Below are 14,236 nucleotides of genomic sequence, written 5' to 3'. Positions count from 1 at the left end.
ATGTCCTCAAACGGTTTCGTACGGAACCGCAATCTCGCTTTTCGTCGCCAGCCACTGTGGAACCGGAAGCCCCTTGGAACGCAGGAAATCCGGATTGAAGAGCTTCGACTGATAACGATTACCGTAGTCGCAAAGTATCGTCACGATGGTATGCCCCGGACCAAGCTCGCGGGCAAGGCGGATTGCACCGGCAATGTTGATGCCGGAGGAGCCGCCGAGGCAAAGACCCTCTTTGGTGACCAGATCAAACAGCACCGGCAGGGCTTCGGCATCCGAAATGCGATAGGAGAAATCCGGGGCGAAGCCTTCCAGATTGGCGGTGATGCGCCCCTGTCCGATGCCCTCGGTGATGGAGGAGCCTTCCGACTTCAGGACGCCGTGCTTGTAAAACTCATAAAGGGCGGCCCCATCAGGGTCGGCAAGGCCGATCTTGATATCAGGATTGAAATCGCGCAGGCCATCGGCCACGCCCGCAAGCGTTCCGCCGGAACCGACCGAGCAGATGAAACCGTCGACCTTGCCATCCGTCTGGTCCCAGATCTCAGGGGCCGTCGTTTCGATATGGGCCTGACGGTTGGCGATATTGTCGAACTGGTTGGCCCAGATCGCGCCGTTTTCATCCGTGGCGGCGAGCTGTTTCGCAAGCCGACCGGAGACCTTCACGTAATTGTTCGGGTTGGAATAGGGGGCGGCCGGAACCTCGACCAGCTTTGCGCCGAGAAGTTTCAGCGCGTCCTTCTTTTCCTGGCTCTGTGTCTCGGGAATAACAATGACCGTCTTGTAGCCGAGTGCATTGGCGACCAGCGACAGGCCGATGCCGGTATTGCCCGCAGTACCCTCTACGATGGTACCGCCCGGCCGCAGCTGTCCGCGCCGTTCGGCGTCGCGGATGATATAGAGCGCGGCGCGATCCTTCACCGACTGGCCGGGGTTGAGGAATTCCGCCTTGCCGAGGATTTCACACCCCGTCGCTTCCGAGGCAGCTTTCAGACGGATGAGCGGCGTGTTGCCGATAGCACTGAGCGCAGAGGGATGAATGGTCATGATTGAGCCTTCTTGTCTGAGCGGAAATTAGGTGCCGTTATGTCCCGTTACAACCGCCTCAAGGCAAGAAATTATCTTCCCGGCTTTGGCTTAGCCACGCAAAATTTTGCCGATACCCAATTTTATGCGTTCTTCCTGACGTCGGCATAGGCGGCAAGCGCTCTTTCCCGCGCCTTTCCATGGTCGACGATCGGCAGCGGATAGGTCTTGCCAAGCTCGATGCCCGCCTTTTTCAGCACCTCCTTCGGTGCTTCGAACGGCTTGTGGATGAATTTCCGCTCGAGCTTTTCGAGTTCGGGCACGAAGCGGCGCACATAATCGCCATCGCCATCGAATTTTTCGCCCTGCAGGATGGGGTTGAAGATGCGGAAAAACGGCGAGGCGTCCGCGCCAGACCCCGCCACCCATTGCCAGTTGGCGGCGTTGGAAGCCGGATCGGCATCCACAAGCGTGTCGCGAAACCATTTCTCACCCTTCCGCCAGTCAATCAGCAGATGTTTGATGAGGAAGGACGCCACGATCATGCGCACCCGATTGTGCATGGTGCCGTGTTTCCACAATTGCCGCATGCCGGCATCGACGATGGGGTAACCTGTCATGCCGCGCGTCCAGGCTTTGAAGGATTTTTCATCATCCCGCCAGCCGAAGGCATCGAAACTGTCGTTCCAGTTCTTCTCGTCCAGTTTGGGGAAATGAAACAGCAAGTGGTAGCAGAACTCCCGCCAGACGAGCTCCTTGCGAAACCGGCTGATATCGTTGGAGGCGATATGGCGGGAAAGCCCCTTTGTGGCGTGCCAGACGGCGGCAGGCGATATTTCGCCGAGCGCCAGATGCGGTGCAAGCATCGAGGTGGCGTCTTTCGCCGGAAAATCGCGACCTTCCTCGTAACCCTTCAAAGCGCCGTCGATGAAATCATCGAGTTTTTCCCGTGCCGCATTTTCGCCGGGTGTCCATATTTCGCTGAAATCCCTGGCCCAGTCCGGTTTGACCGGCAGAAGCTTCCAATCGTCGAGTTTCTGTGATTTCGGCCATGTCTCAGGTGATTTCAGGCTCTTTGGTGCATCCGCCGGCGCATGTGGCTCCTCGCCGCCCTCCAGCGCGCGCCAGAAGGGCGTATAGACCCGGTAAGGGCCGCCGGATTTTGTCTGCACCCGGGATGGTTCATGCAGCAGATGTCCGGCAAAGCTGCGGACCGTCAGGCCGTCGTCGCTGAGCGCCTGTTTCAGTGCCTTGTCCGTCGCCATGCCCGCCGGATCGTAGCGGCGGTTCCAGAAGATCGTGTCGGCGCCAGTTTCGCTTATCACATGGCGCAGCGTCTCCTCGGCGTCACCGCTCCGGAGCAGCAGGCGGCTACCGGTTTCTTCCAGTGCGACGGTGAGGGAAGCCAGCGAATGGTGAAGCCACCATTCCTGCGCACCGCCCAGCGGGCCGGAGGATTTTTCCTTAATATAGAGTGGGATGACGGGGCCGCCATGCTCCACCGCTGCAAGCAGGGCAAGATTGTCCCAGAGGCGCAGGTCCTTGCGGAACCAGACGATGATGGGGGAGGCTATTGTCGGCATGAAAGGACCCGGTTCACTTCCGCTTGAACGAGTGTTGAAACGCTTTGTTCCGCAAATCAGCTAGAATGGAAAGATGGGGCACATGGTTTCTCGAGGGTTATTTTTTCGACCTTGAAACCGCAGGTGAAGGGAACCAACTGGAGGAGCCGGCGTTTGTCGCGGGTTAATAGAGCATGGAAGTGCAATCAATGTTGCTGAATGACGTTAAGTGGGAAAAGCCCGTTACCATATCTCTTGAAAACGGTGCTCCCCGGATTTTCAACGGCGTTTACGAAGCCTTCGATTTTTTGCAGCACGAATGGCCGGAACGCGGTGGCAAGGCGCATGAACAGGCCCTTCGCCTGTGCCGTTCCTCGCTGATGGGCGATGTGGCAGGAGAAATTGCCCGCACAGCCTTCGTCGCCGCAAGCCGGCAGGCGCAGTGCCTGATGGAGGATAAGGCGGAGGAACAGAATAAGATCGCGTCCTGATCCGTTTCTGAGGACCGAGACCAGCGAGGCCACCCGCCAGAACCGGGTGGCCTTTGTGATTGAGGGCAGGAAACGGGTTGTTTCGAACGCAGGATATGGCATCGTGCACACGAAATGACGGATGAAGACGGCAATGAGCAACCACTACGGTTATATTGTTTTTCCAACAGCCCTTGGCCATTGCGGCCTCGCATGGGCGGGGCGCGGCATTGCCCGTCTGCAATTGCCCGGAGCCGATGCGGGTGAAACGGAAAAACTTCTCCTGAAACGCGTGCCGTCTTCCACAATCGCGGTTCCCGAGACACGGACGCGTGAGGTGATTGCGATGATCACCCGCTATTTCAACGGTGAGGCAATCGATTTCGCCACCGTCGAACTCGATCTTGCCGGGCAGGACCGTTTCTTTCTCGATGTTTATGCCGTGGCGCGGCAGATCGGCTGGGGACGCACGACGACCTATGGCGGCATCGTGAAAACGCTTGGGCTCGGCATGGAAAAGGCCCGCGATGTCGGGCAGGCGATGGCGAAAAATCCGGTGCCGCTGATCATTCCCTGCCACCGCGTTCTGGCCGCTGGCGGCAGGCTTGGCGGCTTTTCCGCCCCGGGCGGAACCAACACCAAATTGCGCATGCTGGATCTCGAAAATGTCGGCCGCAGCAACGCTGACGATGCGCAGGGCAGCCTGTTTTGAAGCAATGACAGATCAGCACGCATGAATAGCCGTCTGATTTCTGCCCTTATCTCGTCAAATTGTCGCTAAATTGTCACAATACACGGACGCCCTCTAACATAAGGGCGAGACGTTTGAGAGTATCCGCGTTAATTCTATCCGCTGCCTTGGCTTTTACAGTCGTGGCACCAGCTTCGGCTGGCATGCTGAACCAGGCTGAAAAATACACCGGACTGCATGAATCCAAAAACAACAAGAGCCTGAAGAATATTCTCGGGGCCAATCCCCGCAGCACGCCGTGGTGCGGTCTTTTCCTGCATGCCGTTGCCAGCAAGGCCGGGAGGCAATCGCCGAAGTCCTATGGATTTGCGAAATCCTGGACCTCTTTCGGTTACGCCGTTCCGGTGAGCCAGGCAAAACCCGGCGACGTCGTCGTCATCCGCAATGGGCGCGGCTATCATGCCGGCATCCTGAAGGGAATGAGCGGCAAGACTGCGCAAATCCTTGGCGGCAATCAGTCGGGCCGGGTGCAGGTTTCCAATTTCAATCGCAAGGCCATCGTCTCCGTTCGCCGCTGAAGAGCAAACAGACAATAGTGCATTGTTATAAAGGCGGGCCATGGCCCGCCCTATCTGTTTTAAGGCGCCTATGGCTGTTCCCTGACGCCGGGCGCCGCATCGCGCTGGTCGTCATCCTCAAGGTCCGTGGCGACGATGAAGGCGTCCTCATGTTGCCGCGCCGCCTGCCGGCGTGCACGCAGGTTGATGGATTCATCCGGATAAATCTCGCCGTCCTTGGATTTGAGCTCACTGTCGGTTTCAAAATGCGGCACGTCCTCGTCACGTATGTCGAGTGGCTTGTTCTCTTTGTGCTTTGGCGCGTCCATGATGATCCTCCTGAGGGGTTTCCTGTCGGGCAAACGATCAGCCGCAGGGACGGTTCCCTTTTTAGAGGAAACACTTGTTCGCGATGGAGCATCGCGGAACAATTTCTTGCCTTTTCTGTTTTTCTCTCGGCACAATCAAAACCGGCGCAACGAAAGAGGGAGGCCCGTTATGAACCATGATCGCGAAGCCGCAATCCGCGAAAAAGCGCGCGCAATATGGGAGAGGGAAGGACGGCCGGAAGGGCACCACGAACGACACTGGATAGAGGCGGAGCGGGAAATCTCCGCGAGTGCCGAAACCGTAAAAGCCAATGGCAAGAACGGTGCGAAGAAACCAGCTGCCGCTGCAAAGGCCACGGCGAAGAAAGCACCAGGGGATAAGGCTCCGGCGAAAAAGCCAAAATCGCCGGCGGTAAAATCGCTTCAGAAGGAGCAGAAAGCTGCGAGCCACGAGAAGGTGGACGATGATCTGACCGAAAGCCTGGAAGAAAGTTTTCCGGCAAGTGATCCGCCGGCGCTTACCAACGCCACGAAGGCAACGAAGCGAACGGTCAAGAAGACGTGAGATCCATATAGCCCGCTGATAGGGCAAGGATAAAATGCCACGATCCGGATCGGGCGAATGCAGCTGCACTTCGCTCTTCAAACCATGTTTTTGAGAGAAATGGCTCCCCGGGCCGGATTCGAACCGGCGACCTGTCGATTAACAGTCGAATGCTCTACCGCTGAGCTACCAGGGAACGTGCGCTGCTTGGCGCGGTGTGAGCGGGGTAATACAAATGCTTTTCCGATTTGCCAAGCGGTTTTTTCAAAAAAAACGCATTCCTCTTGTTTTATATCCCCGGAGTCCCGATTTTCCGGGCTTATCGCCGGTGAAAAAATTATCCACAGGGCAGATGCAAAAGGGCAGGATGGAATGAAATTCGGTATGGACCACAGAACTGGCCGCCTCAATCTCGGAAAATGGAGCCTTGCCATGCCGCGTTCGCGCGTCGGCAGGATCGCTACGGGTTCGGCGCTGGTGGTGGGCGGAACGCTTGGATTTTTGCCCATCCTCGGTTTCTGGATGATTCCGCTTGGATTGATCGTGCTCTCCCACGATTTGCCGGCCGTGCGCCGCAGGCGGCGACGACTGGCGGTGTGGTGGGCATCGCGACGGAACCGCCGCGAGGCCCGCAACAGAGACCGGCAGTAGGCCTCAGCCGCCGATGGAGCTGCTGATGCCCTGTCCGGCCCAGAAGGCGGCATAGGCAAGCGCTGCGAAGTAGATCGCCGTCAGGCCAAGGAACAGGTAACCGCCAAGCACCGTGACGCCATCCCTCTGGATCATGCCGGCCGACAGAAGCAGGATGGCTACGCCCGGCAGGGTGTTGGAAAAGGGAATGAAGCCGAGCGGCATCATCAGCAGGACGCCGGCGGTCATCAGGGCCAGGCCATTTATCCTGTTGGCGACGATGCCTGTGGTCAGTACGGGAATGCGCGGGCGGATGAAGCGATCGAGCCTCGAGACGATCGAGACGCCCTTGCGAAGCGCGGGCACGAGTTTTGCCGTCTCCATCTGCCGGTCGAGAATCTTTGCTGGCAACCATGGCAGGCGATTGAGTGTGATCGCGAGGCTCACGAGAATGATCGCCGCACCGAACACGGTGCTGACGCCGGGAATGGACACCGGAATGAGGAAGGGCAGGGACGCGATCGCACAGATGAGCAAGAGGCCCTGTTCGCCAATCGCTTCCATCAACTCGCGCAATGTGATCGTCTGACCTTGCAGTTTTCCTATCAGTTTCTCGAGCGTGGTGCTGAGTTTTTCAGACGTATCAGTGAATGCGAATTCGTTCGACATGCCGCTTCCCGGAAGTTGTTTTAACTCCGGGTTTGATAACATTCATCAGGCTCGATGCCTATCACCGATAGAAAATCGGCATCGCCGCCGTCTCTCGTGTCGTTCGCCTTTTATTAGTGCGAAACCCAGCTGCTGTAAGCGCCGGCAAGAAGAACCACCAGCAGGATGACGAGTATGACCGGGTTGATCGACGTAATGAAGCCTACATAGTCCATGATAACTTCCTCCTCCTCTGTCCCACGCCTTTATTCTATCGCAAAAACAGGGATTTATCTACCATAGGACGAAATTTCGCATCGCAGCAACCTTGCGCCGCTGAGGTCTGGAATTGTTTGTCTTTCCCGTTTTCCGCAGCGCAAAAATAAATCTACCGACTTTTGTCCCAACATTTGCCATTGTCCTGCGTTGTCTCTAAATCGTGATGTGGCGGCGGGCCGGATGTCTTCTGTTCCCCGCCGAGAAACCGCCGCTTGAGAGGCCCTGGCTCCCGCCTTGCCTTCCGTCTACGATGATCTTCCAGGGGATATGAAATGCTGAAAAACATCTATGCCTGGACGATGGCTCTTGCCGCTCGCAAAACCGCCGTATGGTGGCTGGCAATCGTCGCTTTCGTGGAAAGCTCCGTCTTCGTCGTTCCGGCGGACATGCTCTTCCTGCCCATGGTGCTGGCAAAACCGAAGAAGGCGATGTTTTATGCCTTCGTTGCCACGGTCGCCTCCGTACTTGGCGGCATCGCCGGCTGGTTCCTCGGTCATTATGCTTTCGAAAGCATCGCGCGGCCCATTCTGGAATTTTACGGCAAGCTGGACAGTTTCGAGCATCTCAAGAACTCGGTCGACTATGAGACCATTGTCCTCCTGCTGGTGACATCGGGGCTTGCGCACCTGCCGCCGATCAAGGTCGTCACCATTCTTTCCGGCGCGGCCAATATCAGCCTCGGCCTGTTCATTCTCTCAGCTGTCGTCACGCGCGGTGCGCGCTTTTTCATCCTCGCCGGGCTGCTGCAGAGATACGGTGAATCGGTGCGTCATTTCATCGAGAAACGCCTGGGCGTCATCACCGCCGCGGCCGCCGCCGCCCTCATCGGGATCTATGCGGTTTACGTTTTCGTGCGGTGATCGGGCGATAATCTTCTACTCTTACAATACTGTCGCATAACTTTCAGCTTACTGTCAGAATCCGCCTGTATCGGTTCTCTCGTCGAATTAGGGAACCGTTCTATTATGCGAAGATTCTGGAAGTGCTCGTTTGGGGGCATGGGTATTGCTGTGCTTGCCACAGGCGGTTATCTCTACGCCATCCAGCTTCTCGGTAACTTTCACGAGGTGTTGGCCGGGCAGCTTTATCGCTCCAACCAGCCGAGCGTTGAAGAGCTTGTGCGCTATACCAAGGAAAATGGCATCAGGACGGTCATCAACCTGCGCGGTACCAATGAATCGCAAGCCTGGTATCAGGACGAGATCAAGACATCGCGCGAGCTTGGGCTGAATCACATCGATTTTGGCATGTCGGCAAGCCAGGAGCTCGACATGAACCAGGTGAACCAGCTGGTCGCAATCATGCGCGACGCACCCAAACCCATCCTCATCCATTGCAAGGCCGGTGCTGACAGGACGGGCCTCGCAACCGCGCTCTATCTCAGCCGCGTCGCGCTTCTTAGCGAAAAGGAGGCTGAAAGCCAGCTCTCCATCCGCTACGGTCACGTCGGCATCCCCTATCTGTCGGCAACCTATGCCATGGACCGGACCTGGGAGAATGCGGAAGACATGCCGATCACCGACGACTTCACGGTTGCATCCAATTAGTTTTGAAGGCCGTTCGGACAAATTTCCCGCAGTATCGCGATTGATTGTCTGACAGCCATTTGTGGCTGTCTCGACTGCGCCAGCGATCGGCATGGGCGTGAACATGCCGATATCGCCGCGTGGATTCGCGCAGTCTGGATCATGTGTTCAGATCATGCGGCGCTACTACATCGACAATTGTCGCTCCCCTGCCTGCCCCTTGAAGCAACAACCGCGATCTGCTCAATCCCGGCCCATATCCGGCGTCCACCCGCGCGTATATCCCTTTCCCATGATGGCGACAGCAAGGGAAAGCTGTTCCTGCAAATGCTCGATTTCGCCGAGAAGGGCCTCGACAGCCGCCTTCGCATCGCCGTCATGACACTGGATGACATATCCCGCTATGTCATCAGGCTGTATGGGAGTGGACTTTTCAGCGTTGGACATATTGGATGACCTCTCTTTTGTTCACTAAATGTTCTAATTTTAGCGAGGAGTCAACAAGGCAATGTTCCCCTTCTTCCGACGGCGAGCGGCTTGGCAATTAAGGTTTCAGGAATTTACCCGGTGAAGGCTCTCGATCGTAAATGGAGAGGGAGAGTGGTCGAGGGATGGATTCGGACCCGAGACCCCTGCGGCGCAGCGCCGAAGAGGCAAGCGTTAATGAACTGATGGATCTTCACCGTCCAGGAAGCTGCGAATCCCGTCTTTCTCACAGGTGGCCAAAAATTCTTCCCAGGCGTCTTTGTCGGTCGCGAAGGGTTCGTCCCAAGTGGTGACATCGTCGTGCTCGCTGATAACCTCGAGCGTCCAGTCTTGCTGTGTGCCAGCCGGCCGGTGGATATCAACAAGGACCGTGATACCGTCGTCTTCAAACTCGCCTGAGAATTCCGAGTGTTCAATTTTCGTTTTTTTGGGCATCTCGGCACACCTCGTTCTCAGGCTTTGAATAAACGCACACCCGAACCGGGTCTTTTAAATTCGCGCAGAGCGCTGGCTGCAAGGTCGCTAAAACAAATATAGCCAGCTCTGGGGGAACTGGCTATCTATCTGTTTTTACTGGTCGGAGCGGCGGGATTCGAACCCACGACCCCTTGACCCCCAGTCAAGTGCGCTACCGGGCTGCGCTACGCTCCGAACCTGAAAGCCGTTTATATATAAGCCTGTTAGGGCGCAAGCGGAAAATCGTCTTTTCTCAAAAAAAGGAACAATGGATGTGGGTCGGCGGGGAAGGGGACTGCACGGCGCCGCTTATTATTGCGTGCCGCGTCAAATGCCTGACACATCATCTTTCCATCATGGCCGGAACCTGCCGTAGTCTTCGGCGTTCAAACCCAGCGGAATTGAAACTCAGGGAGATAAATATGTCTGAACTCGTCGTTGTTGGTTTTGATGGAACGGAAGAGGCCGACCGCGTCCTTCTGAAGCTTGCCAGCCTGAAAAAGGAATATCTGGTCGATCTGGAAGACGCCGTGGTCGTGGTTCGCGATGAAAACGGCAAGGTGCATCTGAAACAGAGCGTCAATCTGACGGCGCTTGGCGCGAGCTCTGGCTTCCTTTCCGGTGGTCTCTGGGGTGGCCTTGTTGGCCTGCTGTTCCTCAATCCGCTGGCGGGATTTGCGATCGGCGGTGCCATTGGCGCGGGTACGGGCGCGCTTGCGGGTTCGCTGACGGATTTCGGCATCGATGACGATTTCATCAAATCGCTTGGCGAGACCATTCCCAACGGTTCGTCTGCGCTGTTCGTGCTGATCCGCAAGGTGCAGCCGGAAAAGGTGCTGGCGGAACTGGAAGGGCTGCGCGGACGCGTCATCAAGACGTCGCTTTCACCAGAGCAGGAAGCGCAACTGCAAAAGGCCCTGTCTGGCGGAACCGAACAGCCCGCCGCCGCACCCGCTGCCTGAGCGGGCAGAAAGAGAAAAACGCTGCGGCATGATCCATGCCGCAGCCATTTCTTGAGGTAATCTGGAAGCGGCTGCTTATAGCGTCAGCGTGCCATTTTTCGCCTGAGGCCAGGTCAGATAATAATAACGGCTGCCGACGCTGCCAAAAAATGCACTATCCCCGGAAATGCGATCAACATAGGCGCCACCAGAACTCTTGGCATAGGCCGAGCCGTCGCGTTTGAGATGATCTTTCAGAAAGTCGCTCCAGCCCGTGGTGGCGATTTCGGTTGCCGGTTTCGAGGTGGTTTTTTTGTCGGTCTCGACATCCCAGGCTTTGATCTGTACCCCTTCCGCCGGATCGGAGACGGTCAACGTTCCCTCTTTAAGCGCTTCGAGCATCGCCTTGGCCTGCGCAGCCTTGTCCGCGTCCTTGGACAGTTCTTCCAGGGTCTCTTTCAGGTTCTTCATGAAATCGGCCTGGGTAATGTCACCGGAAGACACCTGTGTGTCCGTATCGTCGGTTTTCGTATCGTCGCCGGAGGCCTGCCCATATTGCGCCAGAAGCTGCGTCAGCCTCGTATTGGTGGAGGAGGATGATGTGTCGATCCCATAGGAGGCCAGCAGTGCCGTCCTTGGCGACGAGGAAGAAGATGTCGCCGCGGAATTGTCTTCCTGCTCCCTGATGGCCTTGAGGGCAAGTTTGGTGGCGGTGAGGCGTGTGGAAAGGTCGATGGAGGAGACCATTTTTCTAACTGTTCCATGATCGGCCCCGATACGCATCATTCGTACCGAACCGGCTCGGCATGGATCCTCGATCCCGCCTTTTCGTCCTCTCTCATAAGAAGACCGGGTGCATTCCGCGCCGTTTCTGGCTTGGATTGCACCCGGTCTAATGGCCGGACTTTGCGCGACGCTTGCGTCTTAATTTTCCTGAACGGAAACGCCGTTCGGCCCGATATTCATCTCAATCCCCTTCGGCTTGCTCTCCTCGTGCCAGACATAGGCTCCAAGGCCGACAAGGACCACCAGAAGTGCGCCGATGATGAGATAGAGATTATTGGTCTGCGTCATAAGATGTCTCCCCGTTTGACAACATAATCGGGGGCTAAACGCATGAAATAGCGCAGGGTTCCGTAACGGTAAGTATTTTAGGAATTGCTTCTGCGACGGCGCAGGCTTTCGCGTTTTTCGAGCGCCATGCATCCCCACAATATGCCGAGCAGCAGGAAGAAATGCCGCCAGTGGTCAGTATCGATGACGGCGCCGATCATCACATGACCGACGAAGGTCACCCAGGCAATGATCAGGAATGGCTGCCACGGCCGCTGGCGCAAGAGGTGCCGGAAGCCGGCGGCGATGGTCCAGCAGATTAGCGTGAGATAGATCACGAAGCCGAACCAGCCATGCGTCGTCAGGCTTTTCAGCCAGATATTATGTTCGGCAGCGGGAAAGATATTGTCGAAGACCAGCGGCCCGATCCCGAGCGGATGATCCATCGCCATCAGGAAGCCGAGATAATGGCGGGCAAAACGCCCGAGATGGCCGCCATCATAGGATTGCACGGCCGAGGCACGGCTGGAGAACAGATCTGCCACCTGTTTGAACTGCAGCGCAATGATGACGGCCGCAACCATCAAAGCCGTGGCGACGAGAAACAGCACGAGGATCTTGAGGCGGAACGCGGCGGTGCGCTCCTTCAGCAGCATGACGAAAACCAGAAGAACGGCCGAAAACAGGAACAGGCCCCATGCCGCGCGCGAAAATGACAGGAACACGCCGAGCGACAGGATGAGCAGGCCGATGATCCGCCACGGCGCATGCATCGCCTTGCCGGTCAGCAGGCCGTAGATCAGGTAAAGCGACGGTGTCACCAGAAAGGGACCGAAGACGTTGGGGTCCTGAAAAGCGCCCTTGGCGCGATCGTAAAGGGTGAAGACCTCGAAACCGGGAATGGCGTGGAAATATCCGATAATGCCGAGCAGGGAGGTAATCAGCGCGGCTGCGAGCCAGGCCCGGAAAATCAGGAGCAGCCGCTGGTGCTTGTCCTCGATGATCGCCGCATAAAAAACCGAAGTCAGCGCCAGAAAGGTTGATACGGCCAGATAAAGCGGCCCCTCGTCCAGATCGGCCATGGTGGTGAGCGAAAGATAACCGCCGACGTTGAAAGCGAGCAACATGCACAGAAGCAGCACGACGGTGCGCGAAAGCCGCAGGCCGAGCAGGAACCAGATCGCCACCTGTCCCACCATCATCAGCTCGTATGGCGCCGGCTCCGAGATCACGAAACCGGAAAGAAACACGCCGAATGCAATGAAGAACGCGCCAACCAGCCGCATGGCGGCAAGCGGCGCGTCGAAATCCGGTGCGTGCTGGTAACCGGTGTGGGTCAATAGGCGTTTTCCGATTTGAGCAGGCGTATCGGCGTCAGGAACAGGATCTTGAGATCGAAGAACAGCGACCAGTTCTCGATGTAATAAAGATCGTATTCCGTGCGGAACTTGATCTTGTCGCCATGGTCGATTTCACCGCGCCAACCATTGATCTGCGCCCAGCCGGTAACGCCGGGCTTGACCTTGTGGCGTGCGAAATAATGCTCCACCACTTCGGTATATTTCAGATCGCCCGTCTGGGCATGGACCGCGTGGGGGCGTGGTCCGACCAGAGAAAGGTCGCCGTAAAGCACATTGAAAAGCTGCGGCAACTCGTCAATCGAGGATTTGCGCAGGAACCGGCCGACCGGCGTGACGCGTGGATCGTTCTTCGTGACGGCCTTCTTCGCCGTCGGATCGCTGAGTTCCGTGTACATGGAGCGGAACTTCCAGACATTGATTGTCTCATTGTTGAAGCCGTGACGCTTCTGCTTGAAGAGGACGGGGCCCTTGGACGTCGCCTTGACGGCGATCCCCGCGCCCAGCATCACCGGCCAGAGCAGGGCAATGCCGATAAGGCTGAAAATGATGTCGAACACCCGTTTTGCCACCGAATCCCAGTCGCGTATGGGCTTGTCGAACACATCGAGCATCGGAACGTTGCCGACATGCGAATAGGCGCGCGGACGGAAGCGCAATTTATTGGCGTGCGCCGCGATGCGGATATCGACCGGCAGCACCCAGAGCTTGCGCAGCAGCTGGAGAATACGCGCCTCGGCGCTGAGCGGCAGGGCTATGATCAGCATGTCAAGCTTCGTCAGGCGTGCAAATTCGACCAGTTCTGCGAAGGTGCCGAGTTTGGGATAACCGGCAACGACTTCGGGGGAACGCTCGCTTTTTCGGTCGTCGAAAATGCCGCAGATGCGGATGTCGTTGTCCGATTGCTGTTCCAGGGAGCGGATGAGGTCTTTCGCCGTATCGCCGCCGCCAACGATGACGGCGCGGCGCTCCATGACACCGTTGCGCCCCCAGTGGCGAATGGCAAAGCCGAGGATCAGCCGTCCGGTGAAAATCGCAATCGCGCTCGTTGCATACCAGATACCGAAGGCCTGCCACGAATGCAGCGCATCCGGGAAAAGGACGAGAAGGAAACAGGCGACACCGACGAAGGACAGGCAGACGGCGCCCTGAATGCGGGCGAACATTTTAAGCGGCGTGCGCAGCGTTGGAAGCTGGTAGCAATCTCCCGCCTGCAGAAGGAACACGCAGAGCGCTGCCCCCAAAACGCCGCCGCCGAAAACCGCCAGAAAGGTTTCGAGACCCCGATCGGCCGCGATACCGTTGACGATGGCGGCGATGACCACAAGCATCGAAAATTCCAAAAGCCGCAACTGGCCGATCACCATGTTCGGCGAATGGTTGCCGGCGCGCAGCTGGTTGGCAATCTGCCGCGCCAGCGGATTGAGAACGACAGTTTCCGGCGCTGACGGCTCCCCGGCCTCGCGCTCGGAGATTTGCTTGCGCAAAGACGCCAGATCGAATTGCAGTCTGTCCTTGTCAGCCTTGGTCATTGCTTTGGTCCGCACCCTCTAGCGCATCGGCCCGAAAACCGGAATCGGTCTTCGACAGGAACGATGCGCAACTTCAAAGTGGTAGAGCGTCCTCGTGTGACATCCGGAAGGATGCACGCACTCTACGAGCAGGAAACTAGCCGAAACATGC

Annotated in this window: 18 protein-coding genes and 2 tRNA genes; 8 read left to right on the top strand and 12 right to left on the bottom strand. The window is 57.3% G+C overall.

Features of this window, described 5'->3' with window-relative positions:
• Positions 1-6: 6 nt before the first annotated feature.
• Both OK142_RS02820 and OK142_RS02815 read right to left on the bottom strand, forming a co-directional pair.
• Positions 7-1,044, bottom strand: coding sequence for a cysteine synthase A (locus tag OK142_RS02820; protein WP_003496611.1), 1,038 nt, complete (start codon positions 1,042-1,044; stop codon positions 7-9).
• Positions 1,045-1,166: 122 nt separating this feature from the next.
• The gene (locus tag OK142_RS02815) at positions 1,167-2,606 is read right to left on the bottom strand and encodes a cryptochrome/photolyase family protein (protein ID WP_498680945.1); all 1,440 of its coding nucleotides are present in this window, start codon (positions 2,604-2,606) and stop codon (positions 1,167-1,169) included.
• 188 nt (positions 2,607-2,794) lie between these two features.
• Between OK142_RS02815 and OK142_RS02810 the strand changes: the two genes are divergently transcribed.
• The 3 genes from OK142_RS02810 to OK142_RS02800 all read left to right on the top strand — a co-directional run bounded on the left by OK142_RS02810 (position 2,795) and on the right by OK142_RS02800 (position 4,324).
• Positions 2,795-3,076 (top strand): DUF982 domain-containing protein, encoded by a 282-nt coding sequence (locus tag OK142_RS02810; protein WP_164056191.1) that lies wholly within the window; start codon positions 2,795-2,797, stop codon positions 3,074-3,076.
• Between the two features lie 133 nt (positions 3,077-3,209).
• Positions 3,210-3,767: a methylated-DNA--[protein]-cysteine S-methyltransferase gene (locus tag OK142_RS02805; RefSeq protein WP_498680944.1), complete on the top strand. Its 558-nt coding sequence runs from the start codon at positions 3,210-3,212 to the stop codon at positions 3,765-3,767.
• Positions 3,768-3,880: 113 nt separating this feature from the next.
• Complete coding sequence (locus OK142_RS02800; RefSeq protein ID WP_035242620.1) at positions 3,881-4,324, top strand: TIGR02594 family protein; 444 nt, start codon at positions 3,881-3,883, stop codon at positions 4,322-4,324.
• A gap of 68 nt (positions 4,325-4,392) precedes the next feature.
• On the opposite strand, the gene OK142_RS02795 is transcribed toward OK142_RS02800, so the two are convergent.
• On the bottom strand, positions 4,393-4,632 hold the full coding sequence (locus tag OK142_RS02795; RefSeq protein WP_003496601.1) for a hypothetical protein: 240 nt from the start codon (positions 4,630-4,632) through the stop codon (positions 4,393-4,395).
• Positions 4,633-4,801: 169 nt separating this feature from the next.
• Between OK142_RS02795 and OK142_RS02790 the strand changes: the two genes are divergently transcribed.
• Positions 4,802-5,197 carry a DUF2934 domain-containing protein gene (locus OK142_RS02790; protein WP_003496600.1) on the top strand — a complete coding sequence of 132 codons (396 nt, stop codon included), beginning with the start codon at positions 4,802-4,804 and terminating at the stop codon, positions 5,195-5,197.
• A gap of 100 nt (positions 5,198-5,297) precedes the next feature.
• Here OK142_RS02790 and OK142_RS02785 read toward each other — a convergent pair.
• A tRNA-Asn gene (locus OK142_RS02785) sits at positions 5,298-5,372 on the bottom strand.
• 176 nt (positions 5,373-5,548) lie between these two features.
• On the opposite strand from OK142_RS02785, the gene OK142_RS02780 reads away from it, so the two are divergent.
• Positions 5,549-5,827 carry a hypothetical protein gene (locus OK142_RS02780; protein ID WP_498680941.1) on the top strand — a complete coding sequence of 93 codons (279 nt, stop codon included), beginning with the start codon at positions 5,549-5,551 and terminating at the stop codon, positions 5,825-5,827.
• A 3-nt stretch (positions 5,828-5,830) separates the two neighbouring features.
• Here OK142_RS02780 and OK142_RS02775 read toward each other — a convergent pair whose 3' ends face one another.
• Entirely contained in the window at positions 5,831-6,475 is a 645-nt protein-coding gene (locus OK142_RS02775) for an exopolysaccharide biosynthesis protein (RefSeq protein ID WP_003496545.1), read from the bottom strand.
• 530 nt (positions 6,476-7,005) lie between these two features.
• Between OK142_RS02775 and OK142_RS02770 the strand changes: the two genes are divergently transcribed.
• Positions 7,006-7,593: a YqaA family protein gene (locus OK142_RS02770; RefSeq protein WP_498680938.1), complete on the top strand. Its 588-nt coding sequence runs from the start codon at positions 7,006-7,008 to the stop codon at positions 7,591-7,593.
• A 138-nt stretch (positions 7,594-7,731) separates the two neighbouring features.
• Positions 7,732-8,280 (top strand): dual specificity protein phosphatase family protein, encoded by a 549-nt coding sequence (locus OK142_RS02765; RefSeq protein WP_003496541.1) that lies wholly within the window; start codon positions 7,732-7,734, stop codon positions 8,278-8,280.
• Positions 8,281-8,502: 222 nt separating this feature from the next.
• Here OK142_RS02765 and OK142_RS02760 read toward each other — a convergent pair whose 3' ends face one another.
• From OK142_RS02760 to OK142_RS02750, 3 genes are all read right to left on the bottom strand, one after another.
• On the bottom strand, positions 8,503-8,706 hold the full coding sequence (locus OK142_RS02760) for a hypothetical protein (RefSeq protein ID WP_003496539.1): 204 nt from the start codon (positions 8,704-8,706) through the stop codon (positions 8,503-8,505).
• A 213-nt stretch (positions 8,707-8,919) separates the two neighbouring features.
• Entirely contained in the window at positions 8,920-9,180 is a 261-nt protein-coding gene (locus OK142_RS02755) for a hypothetical protein (protein ID WP_003496538.1), read from the bottom strand.
• 139 nt (positions 9,181-9,319) lie between these two features.
• Positions 9,320-9,396, bottom strand: a tRNA-Pro gene (locus tag OK142_RS02750).
• Positions 9,397-9,623: 227 nt separating this feature from the next.
• On the opposite strand from OK142_RS02750, the gene OK142_RS02745 reads away from it, so the two are divergent.
• Positions 9,624-10,163, top strand: coding sequence for a DUF1269 domain-containing protein (locus OK142_RS02745; RefSeq protein ID WP_216331180.1), 540 nt, complete (start codon positions 9,624-9,626; stop codon positions 10,161-10,163).
• A 75-nt stretch (positions 10,164-10,238) separates the two neighbouring features.
• Here OK142_RS02745 and OK142_RS02740 read toward each other — a convergent pair whose 3' ends face one another.
• From OK142_RS02740 to uppE, 4 genes are all read right to left on the bottom strand, one after another.
• A complete protein-coding gene (locus OK142_RS02740; protein WP_498681718.1) occupies positions 10,239-10,889 on the bottom strand; it encodes a hypothetical protein in 651 nt (216 codons plus the stop codon).
• Positions 10,890-11,066: 177 nt separating this feature from the next.
• The gene (locus OK142_RS02735) at positions 11,067-11,216 is read right to left on the bottom strand and encodes a hypothetical protein (protein ID WP_003496532.1); all 150 of its coding nucleotides are present in this window, start codon (positions 11,214-11,216) and stop codon (positions 11,067-11,069) included.
• A gap of 77 nt (positions 11,217-11,293) precedes the next feature.
• Positions 11,294-12,535 carry a polysaccharide biosynthesis O-antigen ligase family protein UppF gene (gene uppF / locus OK142_RS02730; RefSeq protein ID WP_498680936.1) on the bottom strand — a complete coding sequence of 414 codons (1,242 nt, stop codon included), beginning with the start codon at positions 12,533-12,535 and terminating at the stop codon, positions 11,294-11,296.
• A complete protein-coding gene (uppE, locus tag OK142_RS02725; RefSeq protein ID WP_003496528.1) occupies positions 12,532-14,085 on the bottom strand; it encodes a polysaccharide biosynthesis glycosyltransferase UppE in 1,554 nt (517 codons plus the stop codon). Before uppE ends, uppF begins: the two co-directional genes overlap by 4 nt.
• Positions 14,086-14,236 lie beyond the last annotated feature (151 nt).

It is taken from the genome of Agrobacterium sp. BT-220-3 (assembly GCF_025910175.1).
In the GTDB taxonomy this organism is placed as follows: Bacteria; Pseudomonadota; Alphaproteobacteria; order Rhizobiales; family Rhizobiaceae; genus Agrobacterium; species Agrobacterium oryzihabitans.
The sequence above is the reverse complement of the archived record's forward strand: the minus strand, read 5'-3'. Positions and strand labels throughout refer to the sequence as shown.

Excerpts from the sequence above, each read along its gene's own strand:
- OK142_RS02775 (WP_003496545.1), bottom strand. The coding sequence starts at position 6,475 with ATGTCGAACGAATTCGCATTCACTGATACGTCTGAAAAACTCAGCACC.
- OK142_RS02790 (WP_003496600.1), top strand. The coding sequence starts at position 4,802 with ATGAACCATGATCGCGAAGCCGCAATCCGCGAAAAAGCGCGCGCAATA.
- OK142_RS02740 (WP_498681718.1), bottom strand. The coding sequence starts at position 10,889 with ATGGTCTCCTCCATCGACCTTTCCACACGCCTCACCGCCACCAAACTT.
- OK142_RS02745 (WP_216331180.1), top strand. The coding sequence starts at position 9,624 with ATGTCTGAACTCGTCGTTGTTGGTTTTGATGGAACGGAAGAGGCCGAC.
- uppE (WP_003496528.1), bottom strand. The coding sequence starts at position 14,085 with ATGACCAAGGCTGACAAGGACAGACTGCAATTCGATCTGGCGTCTTTG.
- OK142_RS02760 (WP_003496539.1), bottom strand. The coding sequence starts at position 8,706 with ATGTCCAACGCTGAAAAGTCCACTCCCATACAGCCTGATGACATAGCG.
- OK142_RS02765 (WP_003496541.1), top strand. The coding sequence starts at position 7,732 with ATGGGTATTGCTGTGCTTGCCACAGGCGGTTATCTCTACGCCATCCAG.
- OK142_RS02755 (WP_003496538.1), bottom strand. The coding sequence starts at position 9,180 with ATGCCCAAAAAAACGAAAATTGAACACTCGGAATTCTCAGGCGAGTTT.
- OK142_RS02780 (WP_498680941.1), top strand. The coding sequence starts at position 5,549 with ATGAAATTCGGTATGGACCACAGAACTGGCCGCCTCAATCTCGGAAAA.
- OK142_RS02820 (WP_003496611.1), bottom strand. The coding sequence starts at position 1,044 with ATGACCATTCATCCCTCTGCGCTCAGTGCTATCGGCAACACGCCGCTC.
- OK142_RS02795 (WP_003496601.1), bottom strand. The coding sequence starts at position 4,632 with ATGGACGCGCCAAAGCACAAAGAGAACAAGCCACTCGACATACGTGAC.
- OK142_RS02810 (WP_164056191.1), top strand. The coding sequence starts at position 2,795 with ATGTTGCTGAATGACGTTAAGTGGGAAAAGCCCGTTACCATATCTCTT.
- OK142_RS02735 (WP_003496532.1), bottom strand. The coding sequence starts at position 11,216 with ATGACGCAGACCAATAATCTCTATCTCATCATCGGCGCACTTCTGGTG.
- OK142_RS02815 (WP_498680945.1), bottom strand. The coding sequence starts at position 2,606 with ATGCCGACAATAGCCTCCCCCATCATCGTCTGGTTCCGCAAGGACCTG.
- OK142_RS02770 (WP_498680938.1), top strand. The coding sequence starts at position 7,006 with ATGCTGAAAAACATCTATGCCTGGACGATGGCTCTTGCCGCTCGCAAA.
- OK142_RS02805 (WP_498680944.1), top strand. The coding sequence starts at position 3,210 with ATGAGCAACCACTACGGTTATATTGTTTTTCCAACAGCCCTTGGCCAT.